Below are 21,029 nucleotides of genomic sequence, written 5' to 3'. Positions count from 1 at the left end.
CTCAGCGCCCCCCCACCCCGCCGAACTTGAGCTCATCCAGTGACTTGCCCTTCATGAACTTTCCGGCCGTCACGATGGCTTTGTAGATGGTCCGCGAGACCTGCTCCAGTTGCTGCCGGGCGAGTGCGTCCGGCGGGCCGGGGTGGTCCTCCTTCAGCTTCGCCGCCATGATGGCCCGGTACTGATTCATCACCGGCCGCATCAGGATCCGAACGCGATTGGAGTAGTTCGGGTGGTCCGTCTCGCGGCGTTTACCGAACAGGTCCTCTCCCACCTTGGCCTGGTGGCCCAGCAGGTGCCGTGGCAAGCCCAGTGCCTCCGCCACCGCACGGTCCATGGGCAGGATGACCATGTTGAGCTTGTCGTTGAGGTTGTACTCTGCCCTGAGGAGCCCCTGAGCGATCATCGGGGCGATGCGCGCGTCGTCCTTGCTGGCCTCCTGGAGTTCGTCCTGCAGGACCGACCTGGGGATGATGTGGTGCGCGTTGTGCCAATACGGCTTGACGATCTTGTCCGTGAAGTTGCCTGGATACTCCAGGTTCCACTGACCGGGCCGCGGCTTCTTCTTCAACGGCTCGGAGATCGGTGTCACGCCGTAGCCCGAGAAGGTATTCCGCATCGCGTAGGTGTCGGTAGGCCGTCGCGTCTTGGGGCCCGCATAGGCGGCGGTCGGGAAGCTGTCGCGGCGGGAGGGCTTGTGGTCGACGCTGAGGCTCTTGTAGGCGGGGTAGTTGTAGAGGTGCTTGTCCTCCTTGGCATGCTCGTACGCCTGCCAGCGGTGCGAACAGCGGTGGCCCTCCTTGTATTCGCTCTCATGTTCCCACAGGCAGCCCTTGCCGCCGGCGCCGCCCTTGGGTTGGTGGAGATCCTTGTAGTCCTCCAGTTTGATGTGATCCGAATCGGACATGGTTCTCGCTCCAGCTCAGGCCCGTCGCACCCTGATTGCCGCTGACTCCCCATTCTCCGAGGTGGAGAGCACCAGCGCCAGGTCGCTCCGGGCGTAGTTGCGTTCGAAGGCTCGGGTCGCCGCGCACAGCGCGATTGCGCCGCTGGCCGCGCCGGTGTCACCCAGGGAGCCCGCGGGTAGGATGAGGGCGTGCTGACCCAGGCGCGCTCCCAACCTCACCAGTGCGTTGCCATAACCCCGCGCCCGCCACTCCTCGCCATTGATGTCGCAGAGCACGTCCGCGGCGAGACCGGTGCCAGGCTCCAGCAGCGGCGCCACCGCTGCGGCCAGCCCGGCGCCGTCGCGCGAGGAGGCCCGGTCATGAGCGGCGCCGAAGGACACGCGGTCCACCCATGCGCGGACCTTCGCCTTCCGTGCCCGCACGCTCTGCTGCGACTCCACCATCACTGCCGCGGCGGCCTCTCCAGGCATCAACCCCACCGCCCGGTCTGGGACCTTCAGCCGCCGATGCCAGGCCAGCCAGTCCAGCGCGTCCGGATCCACATACGAGTCGGCGGCGACGACGAGGCAGCGCCTCGCGGAGCCGGCACGCGCCCGCTGGCCGGCGAGCTCCAGTGCTCGGGCGACGCCGACGTGGCCCGCGGAGAGCACCTGGATGCTCCGCGAGGCGACCGGCAGGCGGGTCAACTCCAGGAAGCCCTCCACGTACTCGCTGGTCATCGCCGTGACTGTCTCTGCATCCGTGAGGATGGGGAAACGCTCAGGGTCCAGGCACGGGGTGACCAGGAGCACGTCGCACCCAGCCCAGAAGTCAGCGTCCTCCGGACCGGGCACCTCGCCCCAGGAGAGCAAGTCACTCACCGCGCGCTCGGCGAGCCGGAGCCACACGCCGGAGAGATAGAAGCCGTCGGTGATCCCGGCGACGGGGTGCCCGACGACGGGGACAAGCTCGCCCAGATCCACGTCCAGCGCATCGCAGCCCGGCAGCGGCCTCGGGCGGACGATCCCGGCCCGCAACGCCGCGCACGCCTCGACCACGCTGTGGCCAATCGATGAGATCATCCCGAGGCTGGTGATCGCCAGTGTCAACGGGTCCTCGGCGAGAGATTTCCCCGGAGTGTACGGCACCGCCTGACGGAGGTCGAGATGTCGCATGCGCAGCGCAAGGTTCGTCGTGAAGGCGTCACCGAGGACGTCGCGAGCGCGGCGGACGGAGCCGTGCCGCGCTGCATCTCCTGTTATGATGGATGGCTCAGGAGAAGTGAACCCCGGAAACGCCGAGCCGCGTGCGGGAAATGTGCGCGCGTTTTTGAAAGGAGGCGCTGGGAACGGATAGGCACAAGCCTGTCCCGCACCAGCATTGACCCATGGCAGACCAGAAGTCGCCCGCCGTGCTGGTGCGCGAAGTCCAGCGCCGAACTGGGGCTCCGCTCGTCGAGTGCAAGAAAGCCGTGGACGCGAGCGGCGGAGATCTCCGGACAGCGATGAACCTGCTCGCGGAGGCGGGCTTCACGGGAGGCCGGCCCAGGTACGACCCGGCGGAGCGGGGCTCCTACTGCTTCGAGGCCTACGGGCGGCGCGTTGTGGAGGCGTGCGTGGACGCGCTGGCAGAGTACCTCCCGCGCGACGGCGCGCCGCTCACCGCGGTGGTACTTCGGTCCTACCAGGGGGTTCCGGTCAACCTCGTCACGGCGTACGCCGGGCCGCAAGGCAGGAAGGGTGAGCCCATCACCGAGGTCGACCTCGACATCCGGAGCGGCGCCATCCCCGAGCGCTCCGGAGTGGAGGATCGCCTCCTGCGGGCGTTCCTGTACCGCAACGGGCTGCAGGCCACCCGACCGGATGTGCCGGAGATCGACGAGGAGGAGCCCACGCTGCAGTGGGAGTTCTCGAGCCTTCCTGCCTGCCTCTACTGCTACGAGATGCTCCGTTGCGCGCAGGCGGTGCTCGAGGAACTGGCCCGGCAGGGATTCAAAGCCGCGCCCGGATGCGCCGCCATGTACGCCTTCGAGGACTACTTCCTGGACGCCTGTGCCGCGGAGCGTCAGCTCGCGGACGTGCGGAAGCGGATCGCTGAGTACCTCCCGAGCGCAAGCTTGGTGCAGGACTTCGCGCAGCTCTGCTACGAAACCGCTGAGAAGCAGCGTTGGTTCGAGGAGCTGGCCTGATCTGAGCCTGCCCCCGTTTCCGTGGACACCCAACCTCACGCCTCGTCCATAGAGGGGCTCAGTGAGCCCCTGGCTTCGTCTCCAAAATGTCTCCAAGACTGGAGGGGACTCCGGGTGACAGGTGGGACTGCCGAGGACTCACCCGTGGACTCGAAGTGCCTGGATTCACTCACGATTCTTCGGAGAGCGTGTACCGTGCGGGTTTAGGGCACCCCTCGTCCACGGGTTCAAATCCTGTCTCCCCCGCCCCGCGCTACGTGCCCCGGACACCCTGCGCCTGGGGCTTGCGGTGCTCTGGCAGCGAGAGCGCGACGATGGCTGCCACCATGAGGCCCGCGCCGAGGAAAATGCTCGCCACGATGCCCGCCAGGACGCTTGAGGCGCGGTTGAGCGGGACGCAGAAGGAGCTCTCGCGCGCATCCAGCCGGCCGAGGTGTCAGACTCGACTTTCGCCATTTTGAGGAGAGCTCCGCCGAGGTGTCAGACGATTCGTAGGAGGCAATATGCCTGTACGAGTCCTTTGACACCTTCCCCGCCATCCGCGAGGACGAGTTCGTCCACGTGAAGCTTGAGGACCTGGAGCTGGGCGAGCGCCGCGGCCGGGTGAAGGTAAATGGCAAGGGCTCGCGGAGAATAAGAAGGATGGAAGGTCAGTTGGGTCGTGATGGCTGGAGCCGAGGGGCCGAGAAGGGCCGCTGACGGGGGCCGCCCGAGCAGTACGCCCGGTCGGTGGAGAGGCCACGCAGCCCCTTGAGGGACACGCTTGCCTAGGCCTCGTTGCGTGCGCACCCGCTGCTCCAGTACCACCTCGCCACCCTCGCCCAGGATGCATACCTGGCTGTCCCGCTTGTGCACGTCGATGCCGATGTACTCAATCGCCCATTCCCCCCACTTCGGCGGTCACTTCCGCACCGCCGCAATGTAGGTAGGGCTCGGTGGGCCTCCACGCCCCGTGGCCGCCCGGCCGCTTCATCTCCTCTATACTTTCCGGACAGAGCGAGCGGCGGCGTCTACAGCAGTGCCGACAGCTTGGGGCTCATCTCCAAAGGCGAGTCGACCAGGAGCTTGAAGTTCACCAACTCCTCCCTCAACCTCTCGGCCTTGGGGTCCAGCAGCCCTCCAACTCTCTTCTCGAATTCGCCGAGACACTCGGGCAGGAAATTGCACACGAGAAGCTTTCCGTCTCCGTAGAACCTCTTGTACTCATCGAGGGAATGCGCCTTCAGGAAGAAGGCCATCTCATCCTCATCCGTCTGCCTCAACCATTGCATGAATCGCAACTGCGCCTCGAGCAGGAGCCGCGCGGGAGGCGACCTTCCCTGGTGCGGCTCTTCGCTCAACGTGAAATCCGGCACATCGGTATCCATCGCAACCTCGGTCATGTAGTCCAGATCCCTGGCGAGCAGTAGATACCCCTTGGCCACCGTTGCGGCGTACACCCTCGATTGCATTCCAGCCAGGAACGCCGCATCGCTTGGAAAGCAAAGAACGGAATCCGCCCACACGATCCGTTTCCGCCAATGCATGAGTTCATTGAGTGCCACGCGGATCGCATCGCTCTCGTAGCCGAACCAGCGGAGCACTTCGTTCAACTCCACGAGCCTCATCACTTGCTTCTTCGTACGAGACAGGGCCAGCAAGAGCCGCACCTTCAAGAGCGGAGAGCCCGCGACATCATCATGAATTTGGAAGAGGTTGTCGACCACGCACCTCTCCTTCCACTGATAGCCAGCGGGCTTCCCCTGGGAGATCATCATCCGCTTGAGATGATGCTTCCACAGGTGTTCATACTTCGGTGGATGTTCAAATGACAGCAACAAATGCTGAGCGAGGACGAACGCCTTTCGAATGCTGAAGCCACTCAAGCGATCGAGACACTCTGAAACCCTTGACTCCGAGCTCACGGCATCCAGCACCATGTCCACATGGGCCTTCCACTGCGACGGATCCTCGAATCTGACGCCATGCTCCTCCGGTGGGATGACTTTCGCCACCTGCAGGCGTTCGGCGACCGCTTTGCACGGATTTGGCCCAGTATGAGGGATGCTATCGATGGGAGTGGTGAACGCATCGTTGTTGGTCATGGACCACGTCGACTCGCGCATCATCACCAGGGAGCGGACATCGGCGGCCATCAGGATCGGGAAGAGACCTGGACGAATCACCCGCTGCGCATGAACCGAGAACTGATCGATGTTGTCAATATAGACGATGACTCCCCAGCGGTTTCCCGCGTAGTATTTGTGGCGAAGGTGGCTGATCAATTCGCAGAGATACCCGCAGAACCTGCGCTTGTCCTTCTTGAATTCAGCGCGCAGGGCGCGCCGTCCTTCCATCACCGCCTCATGATCAGAGCCCGCGTTCTTCTTCTTGAATTTCCAGCTATCGAGACCGTTCTCCCTCAGTGCGACAACGACACGCCTGAACTCCGAGCCCAGTGTTCGAGGCGGGGGATCTTTCAGGGCGTCATTCCAGATATGCTCGACCTCCTGGTCGACGGAGCACACCTTCGAGATATAGAAGCACAACTCATTCACGAGGTGCTCGTAGAAGACCTCCTCGATCTCCTTGTCGTTGGTGGACTTGTGCATCACTTCCGGCTTCAGATCGTTGAAGTCGACATAGATCTGGAGGGGGTGTAAGTCCGTTTCGGGAACGGTGACCGCCTCCAGCTTGCACTGGATGAATTTGCAGAGTGTCGTCTTGCCCGCCCCAACAGTGGCGACGATCACCGTGAGCGGTGTATTGCTGACCATGACCTTGTTGAGGATGATCTGCTCGTTGCTGCCGAGGCTGGCGAAGTCCGAGATGTATTTGTTCTCGAGCTTGATGGAGTCGGAAACGACGGGGACAGGGACACCATGGCGCGCATACCTCCGGGGGTCGGCTTTCGAATAGACGTAGTAATCAAGGATGCTGCGCGCCTTCGGCTCCTCTGGCATCATGATGTTGGTGACGAAGGTGTCGAGACTGTCCTGGCTCCTGGATAGCGGAATCTTCAAGCTGTCTCGTGGCTTCATCATCGACTCCTTGTTCGTTGATTCGAATCGAAGTGCCCGTTCAGAGCGGCCAGTAGCTCCTTGCACGTGTCCCTGTCGCAACCGCCCTGTACGGTGTTTTGCAGGGTCGTCGCTGCTTCAAGCGCGTCCTCCGGGAGGAGCTTGAGAGAAGACAATCGAAGCACCGCATCACGGAGCGCGCCCACATCCCTCAGGAGGGTCGTTCCATGGATTTCCTGGCGCCACTTCGCCTCCTCGCTCTCGGAGAGAGCGGAGCTGAGCCCGGGGCCCAGGAGCTTCTCCAGTTGGCCCAGCGTGAGACGTGCCGTCTTCCGCAGTTCCTGGAGCTTTGCGCCCTCCTGGCGCGCCCACACCAGGAGCGTGAATGCCGAAGTTAGAACAGCGCGGAACAGCGAGTTCCCGATCTCCACGGGGCTGATGACAAGGTGCTGACGCGCCTGGTACGCGCTCATTGCCAAACCCGCGATCGTCGCGGCGATGACGACGACGGCCGTGCGGGGGAGCAGCTCTCGCAAGAGGATCTGCTTGGGACTCCAAAAGAAAGATCTCATGATCCTGGGCGCGCGACGAGATGGAGACGAGCTCTTTCTTCGTCTAGAACGGGCGGCCCCGCGGGCCGCAACCGCCACCCCATGGCCTGCTCATGCCCCGAGACAGGCGCCCACACGCTCTTCCTCCTGCGTTTGCCCTTTGCAATCAGCCATGCCCTGATACGAATGAGCACTCAGGAAGCTACGCCTCCCGCCCACTCACTTGTGAAAGATGCGTTGCCGGCACTCGCGTCTCGCACTCCGCTCCCGCTCCGACGATGCGGGCCCTGGCTGATTACCGCCCCTTGTGTCATGGGAGGTAGCGCATGGCTGGGCGGCGGTGCTCGCGCACCGGGTCAGGCGCTCCAACTCTCCGCTCAACGGACAGGGGCCGGGGCAGGTGTGTGCCCGCCGGGGCTGCACGGTCCTCTCCACCCGCCTGGCGCATGGCCCGGACACCATCCGTCGTCCGGAAGGCCCGCTCGCCCGGAAAGCCAACCCTGAGCCCCCAGGAGAGACGGCCTGAGCGCCCGGAGTACCTCCCTACCGCGGTCAAGAACCGATATGGAGCGGGGAAGACCCTTCCTGGGCAAACCCTGAGCCCCGGCCGAGGTGTCAGACGATTCGTAGGAGGCAATATGCCTGTACGAGTCCTTTGACACCTTCCCCGGCGAACATGAGCGCGCCCAGGACTGCGCACATCAGACTTCGACGCTTGGTTGCTCCTCGTCGTCGGGAATGGGCGAGATGGCCTGAAAATCCGAATGTGACGCGGAATGTAAAATGGGGTCTGACATGGCGAGCCCGCTGACACGTCAACCGAGCCGTTGACGTGTCAGCCGGCCCCTTTGACGCGTTAGCGGCCTGAGCTCTTCGCCCTCGCGCGGGTTCTGAACGCCTGTTTCCGCCTCCTTGCGAGCCTTGTGGGCCTCGGCGGACGCTGGTACATCGGTTGCTCAGCGCACGCGCGCAGCACGCAGGCCCAATCCCAGAAGGCAATTCATGAAAACGCAAGCCAAGCAACCTTTTCAATTGCCAGACTTCTACGTCCCCTGGCCGGCGCGCCTGAATCCCAACCTCGAAGGGGCCCGCGTGCACTCCAAGGCGTGGGCGCGGGAGCTGGGAATCATCGGCAAGCCGAAGGACGGGAGCGCCCCCGAGATCTGGGACGAGGCCAGGTTCGATGCCATGGACTACGCCCTGCTCTGCGCGTACACCCATCCCGAGGCTCCGGGCCCTGAGCTGGACCTGGTGACCGACTGGTACGTCTGGGTCTTCTACTTCGACGACCACTTCCTCGAGCTGTACAAGCGCACGAAGGATCGCGAGGGGGCGAAGAAGTACCTCGACAGGTTGCCCGCGTTCATGCCGGTGGACCTCTCCGTCACTCCGCCGGAGCCGACCAATCCCGTGGAGCGCGGCCTCGCGGACCTGTGGGCGCGGACGGTGCCCAATCGCTCCGAGGCCTGGCGGCGCCGGTTCTTCACGAGCACGAAGCACCTGCTCGAGGAGTCCACGTGGGAGCTGTCCAACATCAGCGTGCAACGGGTCTCGAATCCCATCGAGTACATCGAGATGCGCCGCAAGGTGGGCGGGGCGCCGTGGTCGGCGGATCTCGTGGAGCACGCCGTCTTCGCGGAGATTCCCGACCGGATCGCGGAATCCCGGCCGATGCGCGTCCTCAAGGACACGTTCTCCGACGGCGTGCACCTGCGCAACGATCTCTTCTCCTACGAGCGCGAAATCCTGGAGGAGGGGGAGCTCTCCAACTGCGTCCTGGTGATGGAGAAGTTCCTCGAAGTCGATACCCAGCGCGCCGCCAACCTGACCAACGATCTCCTGACGTCGCGGCTCCATCAGTTCGAGAACACGACGCTGACGGAGCTGCCCTCGCTCTTCGCGGAGTTCGGCGTGAACCCGGTGGAGCAGGCGCACGTCCTCACGTACATCCGCGGGCTTCAGGACTGGCAGTCCGGCGGCCACGAATGGCACATGCGCTCGAGCCGCTACATGAACAAGGGCACCCGGAACGAGGGGCTGCTCCCGCTCGCTCCCACGGGCCTGGGGACCTCGGCGGCGCGCCTCCGCTTGTCGCCCGATTCCCTGGGGTTGAGCCGGTTCAAGAGCTTCGCCCACGTGCCCTACACCCCCGTGGGCCCGGTGAAGCTGCCCAAGTTCTACATGCCGTACAGCACGGGTCTGAACCCGCACCTGGACGCCGCGCGGAAGCACTCCAAGGACTGGGCGCGCCAGATGGGGATGCTGGACCCGCTGCCGGGCCTGCCGGGCGTGTACATCTGGGATGATCACACGTTCGACGTCGCCGACATGGCCCTGTGCGCCGCGTTGATCCACCCGGGCATGTCGGGCCCCGAGCTCAACCTGACCGTCGGCTGGCTCGTCTGGGGAACCTACACCGACGACTACTTCCCCGCGTTCTACGGGCACACCCGCGACATGGCGGGGGCGAAGGTCTTCACCACCCGGCTGGCGACGTTCCTGCCAGACGACCCCGCCACCTGCACGGCAGTCCCCATCAACCCGGTCGAGCGCGGACTGGCCGACATGTGGGCTCGCACCGCCGTGACCCTGTCCCAGAGCGCTCGGAATCTGTTCCGCAAGGCCCTCCTGGACATGGCCGCGAGCTGGTTGTGGGAACTCGCCAATCAGATCCAGAACCGCATCCCGGATCCGGTCGACTACGTGGAGATGCGCCGGAAGACGTTCGGCGCGGACTTCTTCATGAGCCTGTCCCTCCGGCTGTCGCAGGGCAACGAGATTCCGCCGGAGATCTTCCATACGCGGACCCTGCGCTCGCTGGAGAACTCGGCCGGGGACTACGCCTGGATGACCAACGACATCTTCTCCTACCAGAAAGAGATTGAGTTCGAGGGCGAGCTCAACAACGGCGTGCTGGTCGTCCAGCGATTCCTCGACCTCGACAAGCCGAGGGCCGTCGAGGTCGTCAATGACCTGATGACGGCGCGGATGCAGCAGTTCGAGCACATCGTCGCCACCGAGCTGCCCGCGCTCGTGGAGGATTACCGCCTGGACGCGAAGGCCCGCGAGAAGCTGCACAGGTACGTGGAGAAGCTGCAGCAGTGGATGCGGGGAGTGCTCGAGTGGCACCTCGCGGTGGGTCGCTACAAGGAATTCGAGTTGCGCAACACCCGGAAGCTCGTGCGGCTGCCGGGGAGCCCCACGGGGCTGGGGACCTCGGCCGCGCGCATCGCGTCGCTGCTCAGAGGCATCCAGCCCGGGGTCGAGGTCAGTGAGAAATCGGTGGAAAAAGGCGAGTCATGACGAACGAGTCGAACAACCGTCCGGATCAAGGCAGCTTCTGGGCCGTGCCACCATAGGGCTTCTTCAGCCCATCTCGGGTTTCCACCACACGCAGCAGCACCAGGTGCGATTTCGCGTTGAGCACGTCGGGCGACGTCCATTCGGAGTCGTCGGGCTGCAACTGGATCTGCTGGGTCTGGCCGGGAGCGAGTCCCCGTTCGCCGAAATAGGCGAAGAGGGCGCGCGGTGCTCTGGAGAAGCCCCTGAGCAACGCACCTCCCGCGGCCCGCCCATCCTGTGTCTCCAGCACGGGTGTGTCCTGGCCATCGAGGTACAGCCGTGCCTGGATCCCGGCATGGGAGAGGGTCCGATCGCCGATATTGGTCGCGTCCAACGTGATGACCGGCTGGAGCCGGTCGAAGCTGTCGCGCTCGAGCTTCACGTTCAGGTTCCGCAACGACAGTGCCTCGTTCCCCGCCCCAGCGCTCACGCCATCGCGCAAGGCCGCGGCGAAGTCCACAGGGCCGGCCGCTTTCGCTGGCGCGGAAGGCGCCGGCGCGGTGTAGATGGGGGTCGTGTCGGGCAGGAGCGTGAACGCGGGGGCCTTCACGTCGACGGACTTCCTGCTCCCATCTCTCACACCGCTGTTGCGGAGGACGAGCTGCCAGCGTTTGGCGTTGAGGATGTCCGGCATGGTCCAGGCGCGCTCGTTGCTCAGCAGCGGGGTGACCATGGCCGAAGCGCCGGCCTTCAGCCCCTGCTCCCCAAACGACACGAACAGCCCGCCTCGCGACAGCCCCGACGCCTGTTCCTTGAGCACGGGTTGCGGCTGGCTGTCGATGAACAGCCGCACGTCGTAGTCCGCGGACGAGAGGGTCTTCTCCGACGTGTTCTTCACCGAGAGCTGGATGCTCGGCTCGAGGTTGCCGAAGGAATCCTCGGCGATCGTCAGCGTGATCTTCTCGACCTTCAGCAGGGGCGAGTCCAGCGCGACGTGCTCACCCTGGGCGAAGCGCTCCGCTGCGTCGCTCGACGGTACCTCGGCCGTGGGCGCCTTGCCCCCGGCCGTCTCGGAGCGCTGGGTCTGTTTAGCCGGAGAATCGCTCGAGGCGGTCTGACTGGGCGCGGGCTCGCTCAAGGCGCTCGCTTGCGTGGGCGAGAGGACCATCGCGCTCGACATGATGACGCCCAGCAGGGCGAAGGCCAGCTTGAAGAAGGCGCCGTTCTCGTGCACGGCGCTCCGCCTGACCGCCTTCACGACCGGAGTAATGTCTTTCATGGGAGGGTGCTTTCGTCTTGTCTTGGGAGACGCCACTGGGGAAGGCTGCGCGATAGCAGCAGGTGGACGCGCCTTGCAACAGCACTGATTCTCGCGCTCCGCAGAGCCGGCTTGCCGTAGAAAAGAAACATGCGATTGCAATGACCCGTGGGGACTCGTAGGAGGAACGCGCCCGGGAATTTCATCCCGGGCGTCTGGATTCTCCTTCGAGGTCACCTGTCATGTCTCCGCGTTCTCCAGCCAGCCGTCGCCGCTCGGCCCTCCTCTCGCTGCTGGGCACCTGTGCCCTGCTCCCCCTTACCGCCTGCGACGAGCCCCAGCCCGAGCCCCAGCCGCCGGTGGATAGCTCGCCGCGCACGTTGCGGCTGATGCAGACGAGCGATCTGCACACCAACATCCTCCCCTGGGACTATTTCACCGGAAAGCCGGATCCCCTGCGCGGCCTGTCCAAGGTGGCCACGCTCGTGAAGCAGGCCCGGGCGGAGCATCCCGAGTGCAACCTGCTCGTCGACACGGGCGACACCATCCAGGGCACGCCGCTGGGCACCTACTACGCCCTGGTGGACAACGCTCCCCAGCACCCCATGGCCGTGGCCATGAACGAGCTGCGCTATGACGCCATGGCGCTCGGCAACCACGAGTTCAACTACGGCCTCGACGTCCTCAACAAGTTCAAGAGCGAGGCGAGCTTCCCCCTGCTCGGCGCCAACATCCGCCGCAGCTCGGATGGCGGCGAGGCCGTCATCCCCTACCTGCTCAAGGACGTGTGCGGAGTGAAGGTGGGCATCCTCGGCCTGGTGACGCCCGGGGTGACGACGTGGGAGCGCGCGGAGAACATCTCCGGCCTGCGCTTCGATAATCCGCTCGTGACGGCCCGGGAGTACGTGCCGAGGATGCGGCAGGCCGGCGCGGACGTGGTGGTGGTGGCCATCCACAGCGGCCCGGACAAGCAGCCCACCGGCAGGGCCACGGATCCCGCCTCCTGGCTGACCGACTACGCCGACCCCACGAAGTGGACCGACCGCGGCAACCTGCCCGGAGAGAACCAGGCGGTGCAGATCGCCCAGCAGGTCGAGGGCATCGACGTGCTGCTCACCGGCCACACCCACCAGCCCATCCCCAAGATGCTGCTCAAGAACACCCAGGGCCAGGACGTGCTGCTCATCCAGCCCAACCGCTGGGGCAGCCACCTGGGCGTGGTGGACCTCTCGCTCGTCCACGCGGACGGCCACTGGAAGGTGGAGGGCAAGGACTCGCGCCTGCTCGAGGTGAACGCCAGCGTGGAGCAGGACGCGCGGGTGACGCAGCTCACCCAAGGCCACCACGACACCACCCTGAACTACGTGAGCAGGAAGATTGGCACCACCCGCGCCGCCTTCCCCGGGGGCTACGCCGCCCGCTACGTGGACAGCTCGCTGGCCGATCTCATCAACGCCGTGCAGGAGCGGGCCGCCAAGGAGGCTGGCCACCCGGTGGACTTCTCGCTCGCCGCGCTCTTCACCGATGATGGCCTGCCCGCTGGCGACATCACCCTGCGCGACGCCTACAGCATCTACATCTATGACAACACGCTGTATGTGATGGAGATCAACGGCTCCATCCTGCGCCGCGCGCTGGAGCACAACGCCGGGTACTTCGTCCAGTGGAACCCCAGTGCCCCGCCCAATGCCTCCAGCCCGGAGGCGGCCAGGGTGAGCAGCGTGCAGCACTACAACTGGGACCTCTACTCGGGCATCGACTACGGGTTCGATCTCACGAAGCCCCTGGGCTCGCGCCTCACCCACCTGCGGTTCAAGGGCGCGGACGTGCGCGATGACGACGTCTTCCACGTCGCCGTCAACAACTACCGGGCCGGCGGCGGAGGCGGCTACTCCATGTTCAAGGAGGGCCGGGTGCTCTGGACCTCGGCGGATGGCGTGCGCGACTACGTGGCCCGCTACCTCCAGAACCACCCCAACGTGGACCCCAACGACGTGAACGCGTGCAACTTCTCGCTCACGCCCAGCGTCTACGACTACTACTTCGAGGCCACGCGCGGCCCGGTGAAGTGCTCGGCACCGCAGTGAGCGCGCGCCCTCTCCCCCCTGGGAGAGGGCACCTCTGGAGGGGCCACCTCCTACGGGAGCGGAAGTTCCAGCGTGGCGGTGGCGCCGTGCAGTACGGTGGACGTCATCGCACTCTCCTTCCCCGGACACCTTCCCCGGGGTAGGACGTAGCAGGGGAACGCGGTGGCCGAACAAAGCGGGTTCCAGAGCCCGGTGAGTTTCCGCCAGAGCTTCAAGCGCGCGCTGCATGTCAGTCCGAGCGAGTGGCGCAAGACGTTCGGGAGTTGAGGCGGGCGCGCATCGCCGCCCTGGCCCGGCGCATGCCGCGATGCCTCGCCGGAGGAGTGCGAGGCTCCCTCGAATGGGGGGTGCTGCCGGCGGTGGGGCCGTTCAGAATTCGGCTTCCACTCAGAGGGCGACATCATGAGCAGCTCGAATCGAAAGACCGCCAGCTTCGGGGTTCCTTGGGAAAAGGCGTATGGCTACGTGCAGGCCGTACGCTTGAACAACACCATCTACGTCTCCGGCCAGCTTTCGCACACCCCGCAGGGCGAGCTCGTCGCTCCGGCAGCGCTGGGCGCGGACGGCAAGCCCGCGGACTTCTCGACCATGGAAGCGCAGATGAAGCGCACCTACGAGAATGCCGAGGTGCTGCTGGCCGAACTGGGCGCGACCCTGGCGGACGTGGTGGAAGAAACGCTGTTCGTGCTCGACGTTCCGTCTGCCTTCGCAGCCAGTTCGAAGGTGCGGCCGCTGGTCTACAAGCAGGCGGTGCCGCAGGTTGCCAGCAATCTGATCGGCGTGTCTGCCTTGGCCTTCCCCGAGCAGCTGATCGAGATTGCATTCAGGGCGGAAGTCCAGGGCTGAGCCCGGCCGCGCGCTCGCATCGGCGAGCCGTTGCCAGCTACGCCGAAGCGCCCAGCGACGCCTGTGCCAGATGGGCGAGCTGGCGCGCGGCGACTTCGTCGCCGTCTTCCCGGGCAACATCTCTCAGTACACCAACGGCATCAGCGCGTTCGGTCTCGACACCGACAGGGCGCGGCTCATCCGGCTCTTCTTCCAGCCCGTCCTCGTCGCCTGTGCCCTCTGGTCAACCGGCGCGTGGGCGGCCTATCGCGCGTCGAAGCGCCCGACGTGACGCTCGCACAAGGACCTCGGGGACTTCTGCCTGGGTGGCGATGAGACGCCGCTGGCCTGGCGGTGCTGGGAGGCGACGCGGAGGCTCGCGCCGGAGTTGTGCTCTCCGGTGCACAGCTCTCGGTGGGCTCGAACATCTCGCGCGCCAGTCCGCCATCCCATGCGGTGCTCGACAGAGAACTGGACCTGCAGCCTCTGTGGCAGCTCGAGCCTCAACACCACGCAGCCCAAGGGCTTTCAGGTAGTTGGCTCAAGAGTTTGAGAAGCACTCCGCAAGAGACCCCTCCGGGGTGTCAGCCCGAGGTGTCAGCCCGAGGTGTCGGACGATTCGTAGGAGGCAATATGCCTGAACGAGTCCTTTGACACCTTCCCCGCTCGAGGTTCAACACCACGCGTGCTGGGGTGACCCCTGCGCCGCAGCCAGCTGAGCAGGCCGCGTGGGCTGTGACAGGTGCTCCACAATGGCGCGCACTGCGTTGGGTGCCGTCAGGACGGCACCGACACACTGCCACGAGTCCTCCACCCTTGATTGAGCGCGTGACCGTCACGCTGCCAGTTCACCCTCTCAAGGGAGTGAAGCTGCCGGTCGCCCGGTTCATTCGCAGCCAGGACGTTCGGCGCTACGTGGACGTGGAGCATCCTCCCGGACACCCTCGCCGGCAGTGCGAAGCCTCCGGCGCTTGTCCGCCTGGATGCCATGGAAGGTCTGGGCGGGGTAGTCTCCGCGCCCTATGACCTTCTCTTCCCTCGGCCTCCGGGAGCCGCTCGCCCGTGCCGTGGCCGACCTCGGCTATGAGGCGCCCACTCCGGTCCAGCGCGAGACCATTCCCGCGGTGCTGCGGGGCCGCGACGTCCTGTCCTGTGCGGGGACGGGCTCGGGGAAGACCGCCGCGTTCCTCCTGCCCATCCTTCAGGCCCTGAGTGCGCACCCGGGCCGCGTTCCTCGACAAGTGCGCGCCCTCGTGCTCGTCCCCACGCGCGAGCTCGCCACGCAGATCTCCGAGGCGATTGGCCGCTACGGACGCTACCTCACGAAGCCGCTGAAGAGCTGTCTCGCGGTGGGCGGCGTCTCGGCCAATCCCCAGATGATGGCGCTGCGCGGTGGGGCGGACCTGGTGGTGGCAACGCCCGGGCGGGCACTGGATCTCGCGAAGCAGAACGCGCTGCGGCTCTCCTCGGTGGAGACGCTGGTGCTCGACGAGGCCGACCAGCTGCTCTCGCCAGGCTTCGCCGACGAGCTCACGCGCCTGCTGGCGCTGCTGCCCGCCCGTCGGCAGAACCTGCTCTTCTCCGCGACCTTCCCGCCAGCGGTGCGGACGCTCGCGGCGCAGCTCCTGCACGAACCCACCCGCGTCCGCGTGGAGCCGTCCTCGCCGCCCGCCGGCGAGCCCAAGGCGCCGCACGCCATCGAGCAGCGAGCCATCGAGGTGGACACGGACAAGCGCACACCGCTGCTGCGCCGACTCCTCGAGACACACGCGTGGTCCCATGTCCTCGTCTTCGTGGCGAGCCGCCATGGAGCGGACCACGTCGCGCTGAAGCTCAATCGCGCCGGCATCGTCGCGGCGGCCCTGCACGGTGAGCTGAGCCAGGGCGCGCGCACGCAGGCGTTCGCGGACTTCCAGGCCCAGCGCGTGAAGGTGCTCGTCGCCACGGATGTGGCCGCCCGCGGTCTGGACATCGCGCAGCTTCCGGCGGTGGTGAACTACGATCTGCCGCGCTCGACCGTGGACTATCTGCACCGCATCGGGCGCACGGGCCGCGCGGGACAGCCGGGCGTGGCGGTCAGCTTCGTGACCGCGAGCACCGAGGCCCACTTCCGGCTCATCGAGCGCCGTCACCACCTCGCGCTCCCGCGGGAGCGCATCGCGGGGTTTGAGCCGACCGAACTCGCCCCGCCGGCGCTGGACCCGCACGGCGGCATCAAGGGCAAGCGCAAGAGCAAGAAGGACAAGCTGCGAGAGGCGGCCGCTGCCTCGGCCCCCCCGCGCAAGTCGTAGCGCGTCCAGGCCCCACGAAGCGTATAGGCGGGATGGGGGCGGTGTTGAGGCAGAGAGCTGGAGCCGAGGGGTCGAGGAGGGCTGCTGACGGGTGCCACGAGGGCTGTGCGCCGGCACACCTTCGACAGCGGCCACGCGCTCCCGCGCGACTACCTCTCCGAGGTGCAGCATCGGGAAGTTTGACTCCCCATGCAGACTCGAGCCGCTCCAATAATGGCGTATAGGCGGGAGAGAAGCCATGTTGAGGGTGAGGGCTGGAGCGGAGGGGCCGAGAAGGGCCGCTGCCGGGGCCAGCAAGGCCGCGCGCCGCGCCGGTACACGGGACGCTACAACCCCTTGGGGCACACCCCTGCCCTGGCCGCCCTCGCTTGAGCAGAGCGGCTGGGAGTTGGGGCGTATTGACAGCGGCTGCGCCAGGTTCAGCACCACGCCTGCTGGGGTGGTCCCCGGGCCGGGGCCCGCTTCAGAGCCTGCGTGGGCAGTCCCACGTGCTCCACTCTCGAGCGCACCCCAGCGGGGGCCGTCACATACTCCAGCACCTTTCGCCTGCCGCCACACCGCGGACTGGCGAACACGTCCAGTGCTTTCCGTCCAGCGCAGCAGCCCGGCCCACTCCACCCGCGCCGTCCTCTGCTTCCTCGGCTCCTCCTCCGTCGCGGCCAAGCAGAGGCTCTCCTTCTGTGGTCCCTCCTCCCTCCCCGCTTGAGGGAGCGGAAATGGCCGGAGCCTGGCGCCCGGAGCGAAGGCGCCATGAAACCTCGTGAGGTTCGCCCGAGGCGGAGGCACCAGGGACGCCAGGCGACGGAGCAGTTCCAGCCCGGTGAAGAAGAGATGCGTGGTGCCGTCCGCCAGCGGGCGCTTCATCCGATACGCCAGGCGGCCGTCCTGCGCTCGTGACAAACGCTCCAGCGCCAGCGCACCGCGTGCTCCGTAGCGGCACAGCCGCTCCAGGCCCTGCCTGTCGTTTTCGTGAAGGTGCGTATTGGCATGCGGCCGAGGTGTCAGACGATTCGTAGGAGGCAATATGCCTGTACGAGTCCTTTGACACCTTCCCCGGCGGCTCGGCCTGAGCCGCCGGAGGCGGGCACGCTGAGCTCTCTTGCCGTGAACACTCTATACGGGCGACTTCCACACAACGCGAAGCAGCTCACCACCGCGCTCCTGCTGCTGGCGGCACTCGGCTTCGGCCTGCGGCGTCCGCGCTCGCGGCTGGAGCGCCTGAGCCGCTAACGCCGTGTGAGTAGCAAGGGAGGACCGGGTGGCCCACGGGCTGCCCGGTCCTCTTCTTTTTCATCCCAGGGCGACTCAGGGAGCCGCCAGACAGAGGGGCGTCGATATCACGGACAGCTCGCAGGACAGTCGTTGCGAGCATTTCTTACACTCCGGGTTCGTAGGGCTCACCGGGACACAGCTCTTGATCATCGGATCAATCCCCCGGGACGAGCAGGACGCGTCACCGACCTCGAAGAAACCCCACGTGGGAGTGACGGGTGTCACGCACTGCTGCGCGCCTCTGAAGAAGTGGCCGTTGATGGTCGCTGGCGTGTTCTTGCACACCTCGGTCGGATTCTGGCCAGCGGGGATGTCCACCAACAACCCGATGTACGTGCGGAACCCGTCACACTTGCAGTCACTGGGACCGATGAATGCCCAGGAGGCGGCACCCGCCTGGGTCGCGAAAAAGGTCACGGCCATCAACATGCTCACGAGGACTCCGCGCACAGTGCACTCCTTGCTCCCCACGAAGTGGGGTGTGTTTGACACGAGGCCCTTCCACGGGAACGGAAGAAAGGGCCATCTCGCGCAAGGAAAGAGGGGGGTCGTCGTGATTCGTGACGGTGCCTCCCGGGGCGTCCAGGGAAGGTGTCGGATACCTCGTGGCGTACACCGAGCCGGATGACCCTGCCCCTGCTCGCCAGCAAGCCCGGACGTCAGCCCGCGCGCGTGGCGCGCTCGGGCACCAGCGCCTGCGTCCCGGTGAGCATCCGGGGGCTTAGAGCAAGGGCGAGGACTCAGAGGAGACGCCGCGCCGTGGCGGCGGCATAGTCCGTGGCCCCAGTGCCCAGCAGGGCTGGGTCACGCTCTCGGCGTCTCCTGGCTCCAGGCCCGCCTTCCCCGGGTACGAGTCCTTTGACACCTTCCCCGGGGCCAGTTGACTCCGAGGGTTACGTGATCGCGAGCGCCTCGCGGTGGGGCGGCCAGTCCTCGGGATTCTCCGGAACCTGCAGCCATCGTCGCGGGCCGAACTTCTTCTCGAGCTGCTCGGCCAACACTGGCCGGGCGCCCGCATAGCGTCCTTCCATCACTTCCTGGCTGACCGGCGTCGGATCCACGGGGTTTCCGTCCAGGCCGAGGAAGGCGACGTCGGCTAGGTACGTCGAGGCCGCGAGCGACTCGACACCCACCAGCGTGAGCTCGTCCTTGTTGAGGGAGATCCACTTCAGCCCCTTGGCGTGGGCACATCCCGCGAGCGCGCTCGCCCCAGCGTCCCCGAACGCGGCGCCGAGGAGGGGCATGTTCAGCGACGTCAGCTTCGCGAGCTGCGGCACATCGAAGAACGCGGTCACCGACGGCAGCGGCAGCGTGATGGTCACGTGCTGGATCGGCGCGAGCGTGAACAGCTTCGCCGCGCGCGCGACGAAGTCCGCGCCGCTGATCTTGATCTCGGCGACCAGGCCGCGTTGGAACTTGAAGTCCTGGACCAACCCGGCGAGCTCGCCGGCGAGCGCCTTGCCGTCGCGAATGAGCTCGACGTTGACCGCGCGCCGCTGCGGCTCGACGTCGCCGCCCGCCTTCTCCGCCTCGAACAGCAGCAGCTGCTTCTCGAGCACCGACGCACGCCGATCGCCCTTGCGCTTCCACTCCGCGAGCAGCTCCTTGCGCGCGGCAAGCGAGCCCGGCTCCGCGAGCACTCGTTCAAACGCGTTCATCGTGGCAGGTCTCCCAGTTCCGCCGAGCGCTGCGACCAGGCGGCGATACGCTTCGATGCGCGCTTCCAGGCGCATCCTGCGGAATCGACCGGGTTGCGCGCGGTACAGCGCGAGTCCCGCGTCCGACGTGAACGCGGCCTCGGGGACCGCACCATCGACCATGAACTTCGCCACCTCCTCGAGGTCGCGAATCGCCCAGCTCAGCTCCTCGCGCGCCGCGCCGCGCTTGTCGGCGGGAAGCGTCGCGGGGTCGGCGGGCCACCGCGCTGCCAGCTCGTCGGAGTGCTGCGCGAACTGCCCCGGGCAGATGAGCTGCGACGGCCGCTCACCACCGTACGCGTCGAGCGGCGGTGTCTCGGGAGCGAGCGTGAACTCGAACGTGTTCTCGCGCCCGCACCGTTCGCACGTGCCCGCGTAGCGCGCGACGAGCCCGTTCTCCGTCGAGTGAACGCCCTGGCTCTTCGCGGGATTCGGCGCACCACAAGCACACGGATGGAGCTGGATGTACAGCAAGCACTCTCGAGCAGATCGGGCAATCACGGCGGACCAACTCCAAGCTGCGCACTGAACACGGGCGGCTCGCGCAGCAGCGCATCATGTAGGAGCGCGATGGCGTACTCAAGCACCCGGCTCGACAGCGCGCCCGTGTGCTCGAGCGTCGCGGTGTACGTCGCGGACAGCGTCGGCAGCACGCGCCACACCGGAAAGCCGATGTCCTCGTTCACGCGCTCCACGGCCAGCGCGGCCTCGGCGAGGTTCGCGGAGTCCATGTCGAGCATGCCTGTACGAGTCCTTTGACACCTTCCCCGGACACCTTCCCCGGCTCCACGTGCTCGTGCTCGGGTGAATGTCCTTGAGCAACCAGGTGCCCGCGGCCGTGCCGTCGCTCACGCAAGGCCGCGCGCCGCGCCGGTACACGGGACGGTACAACCTCTTGGGGCACACCCCTGCCCTGGCCGCCCTCGCTGAGGAGAGAGGGTCGAGCAGTTGCATCAGGTCCGCGCGGGTGGGCTTGCTCCATCCAGTGGGGGCGGCGGGAATCGAACCCGCGCCGGGCGGTGCGAAACTCCCAGCGGCATCGCGCCCTTACCTCGCAACCGCCCGGAATGGTTGGGAGTCGTCATCCCGCCGTGCCACCCCCGTCCCGCCCCGTTGCAAGTCATCGAGTTTCGCACTTACTCGAGTACATCCATGGGACCCAGCAGCCAGTTGCCGGGAGCGTTCGGGTCCGCACTCAGGTAGTACTCGAAGAGGGCCTGATGGAACTCCGCACGACTGATCTCGCCGTCGCCGTCCCGGTCGAGTCGCATGAAGGCCTCGGTGGAGGTGGTCGGAGGGATTCCAAGCGCGTTATACATCCCCACGTACTCTTCCCGCGAGAGGCTGCCACTGCCGTCGCGGTCAAGAGCACCCAGCAACCCGTCGACGATGTTGCCCACGGCAATCTCGAAATTCTTCGGGGCGATCACGACAGCATCCATGATGCGGATGAATTCCTGCTTCCCGATCTTCTCGCTCGCCTTGTTCTCGCGGGCTTCCAGCAGGAGGTTCCACCAGTTCATGAAACCCTTATTCATCGCACTCTTGTTCTTCTGATCAGTCTCGTCAGCCAGGGCCGTGAACAGCCTGGCCATTTTCTCGATGTCGTCCTGGGTGATCCATCCATCGCCATTCTGGTCGAACCACCTGAACACGTAGTTGAACTTCTTGGCCTGCAAATCCGTTGTCACG

Annotated in this window: 18 protein-coding genes and 1 pseudogene; 9 read left to right on the top strand and 10 right to left on the bottom strand. The window is 66.0% G+C overall.

Annotation, left to right across the window (positions count from 1 at the left end):
- Window position 1: 1 nt before the first annotated feature.
- Both OV287_RS06315 and OV287_RS06310 read right to left on the bottom strand, forming a co-directional pair.
- Window positions 2–907 (bottom strand): AHH domain-containing protein, encoded by a 906-nt coding sequence (locus OV287_RS06315; RefSeq protein WP_267533075.1) that lies wholly within the window; start codon window positions 905–907, stop codon window positions 2–4.
- A 15-nt stretch (window positions 908–922) separates the two neighbouring features.
- Window positions 923–2,062, bottom strand: a complete 1,140-nt coding sequence (locus tag OV287_RS06310) for a hypothetical protein (RefSeq protein WP_267533074.1) — start codon at window positions 2,060–2,062, stop codon at window positions 923–925.
- A 212-nt stretch (window positions 2,063–2,274) separates the two neighbouring features.
- Here OV287_RS06310 and OV287_RS06305 point away from each other — a divergent pair, with 212 nt between their 5' ends.
- Both OV287_RS06305 and OV287_RS06300 read left to right on the top strand, forming a co-directional pair.
- A complete protein-coding gene (locus tag OV287_RS06305; RefSeq protein ID WP_267533073.1) occupies window positions 2,275–3,075 on the top strand; it encodes a UBA domain-containing protein in 801 nt (266 codons plus the stop codon).
- A 561-nt stretch (window positions 3,076–3,636) separates the two neighbouring features.
- The gene (locus tag OV287_RS06300; protein ID WP_267533072.1) at window positions 3,637–3,774 is read left to right on the top strand and encodes a hypothetical protein; all 138 of its coding nucleotides are present in this window, start codon (window positions 3,637–3,639) and stop codon (window positions 3,772–3,774) included.
- Window positions 3,775–4,085: 311 nt separating this feature from the next.
- Here OV287_RS06300 and OV287_RS06295 read toward each other — a convergent pair whose 3' ends face one another.
- Together OV287_RS06295 and OV287_RS06290 are read right to left on the bottom strand one after the other, a co-directional pair.
- Window positions 4,086–6,098, bottom strand: a complete 2,013-nt coding sequence (locus OV287_RS06295; protein ID WP_267533071.1) for a hypothetical protein — start codon at window positions 6,096–6,098, stop codon at window positions 4,086–4,088.
- Window positions 6,095–6,610 (bottom strand): hypothetical protein, encoded by a 516-nt coding sequence (locus tag OV287_RS06290; protein ID WP_267533070.1) that lies wholly within the window; start codon window positions 6,608–6,610, stop codon window positions 6,095–6,097. Before OV287_RS06290 ends, OV287_RS06295 begins: the two co-directional genes overlap by 4 nt.
- Before the next feature lie 1,017 nt (window positions 6,611–7,627).
- Here OV287_RS06290 and OV287_RS06285 point away from each other — a divergent pair.
- Entirely contained in the window at window positions 7,628–9,928 is a 2,301-nt protein-coding gene (locus OV287_RS06285; protein ID WP_267533069.1) for a family 2 encapsulin nanocompartment cargo protein terpene cyclase, read from the top strand.
- Between the two features lie 25 nt (window positions 9,929–9,953).
- Here the strand turns inward: OV287_RS06285 and OV287_RS06280 are convergent, their stop codons facing one another.
- On the bottom strand, window positions 9,954–11,186 hold the full coding sequence (locus tag OV287_RS06280; protein WP_267533068.1) for a hypothetical protein: 1,233 nt from the start codon (window positions 11,184–11,186) through the stop codon (window positions 9,954–9,956).
- Between the two features lie 221 nt (window positions 11,187–11,407).
- Here OV287_RS06280 and OV287_RS06275 point away from each other — a divergent pair, with 221 nt between their 5' ends.
- The 5 genes from OV287_RS06275 to OV287_RS06260 all read left to right on the top strand — a co-directional run bounded on the left by OV287_RS06275 (window position 11,408) and on the right by OV287_RS06260 (window position 16,368).
- On the top strand, window positions 11,408–13,252 hold the full coding sequence (locus OV287_RS06275) for a bifunctional metallophosphatase/5'-nucleotidase (protein WP_267533067.1): 1,845 nt from the start codon (window positions 11,408–11,410) through the stop codon (window positions 13,250–13,252).
- 162 nt (window positions 13,253–13,414) lie between these two features.
- Window positions 13,415–13,519: a hypothetical protein gene (locus OV287_RS56380; RefSeq protein ID WP_373371809.1), complete on the top strand. Its 105-nt coding sequence runs from the start codon at window positions 13,415–13,417 to the stop codon at window positions 13,517–13,519.
- Window positions 13,520–13,654: 135 nt separating this feature from the next.
- The gene (locus tag OV287_RS06270) at window positions 13,655–14,098 is read left to right on the top strand and encodes a RidA family protein (protein WP_267533066.1); all 444 of its coding nucleotides are present in this window, start codon (window positions 13,655–13,657) and stop codon (window positions 14,096–14,098) included.
- Between the two features lie 70 nt (window positions 14,099–14,168).
- Complete coding sequence (locus OV287_RS06265) at window positions 14,169–14,369, top strand: DoxX family protein (protein WP_267533065.1); 201 nt, start codon at window positions 14,169–14,171, stop codon at window positions 14,367–14,369.
- A gap of 730 nt (window positions 14,370–15,099) precedes the next feature.
- On the top strand, window positions 15,100–16,368 hold the full coding sequence (locus OV287_RS06260; RefSeq protein WP_267533064.1) for a DEAD/DEAH box helicase: 1,269 nt from the start codon (window positions 15,100–15,102) through the stop codon (window positions 16,366–16,368).
- A gap of 798 nt (window positions 16,369–17,166) precedes the next feature.
- Here OV287_RS06260 and OV287_RS06255 read toward each other — a convergent pair.
- Window positions 17,167–17,391, bottom strand: a pseudogene (locus tag OV287_RS06255) (transposase); the annotation flags it as partial.
- Between the two features lie 81 nt (window positions 17,392–17,472).
- Here OV287_RS06255 and OV287_RS06250 point away from each other — a divergent pair.
- On the top strand, window positions 17,473–17,598 hold the full coding sequence (locus tag OV287_RS06250; protein ID WP_267533063.1) for a hypothetical protein: 126 nt from the start codon (window positions 17,473–17,475) through the stop codon (window positions 17,596–17,598).
- A 75-nt stretch (window positions 17,599–17,673) separates the two neighbouring features.
- Here the strand turns inward: OV287_RS06250 and OV287_RS06245 are convergent, their stop codons facing one another.
- The 4 genes from OV287_RS06245 to OV287_RS06230 form a co-directional block, all read right to left on the bottom strand.
- Window positions 17,674–18,132 (bottom strand): hypothetical protein, encoded by a 459-nt coding sequence (locus OV287_RS06245; RefSeq protein ID WP_267533062.1) that lies wholly within the window; start codon window positions 18,130–18,132, stop codon window positions 17,674–17,676.
- A gap of 401 nt (window positions 18,133–18,533) precedes the next feature.
- Window positions 18,534–19,811 carry a hypothetical protein gene (locus OV287_RS06240; protein ID WP_267533061.1) on the bottom strand — a complete coding sequence of 426 codons (1,278 nt, stop codon included), beginning with the start codon at window positions 19,809–19,811 and terminating at the stop codon, window positions 18,534–18,536.
- A gap of 23 nt (window positions 19,812–19,834) precedes the next feature.
- Entirely contained in the window at window positions 19,835–20,077 is a 243-nt protein-coding gene (locus tag OV287_RS06235) for a hypothetical protein (RefSeq protein WP_267533060.1), read from the bottom strand.
- A gap of 396 nt (window positions 20,078–20,473) precedes the next feature.
- On the bottom strand, window positions 20,474–21,028 hold the full coding sequence (locus tag OV287_RS06230; protein ID WP_267533059.1) for an EF-hand domain-containing protein: 555 nt from the start codon (window positions 21,026–21,028) through the stop codon (window positions 20,474–20,476).
- Window position 21,029 lies beyond the last annotated feature (1 nt).

Source organism: Archangium lansingense (assembly GCF_026626635.1).
Taxonomy (GTDB): domain Bacteria; phylum Myxococcota; class Myxococcia; order Myxococcales; family Myxococcaceae; genus Archangium; species Archangium lansingense.
Note: the sequence above shows the minus strand (reverse complement) of the source record. Positions and strands in the feature narration are given on the sequence as shown.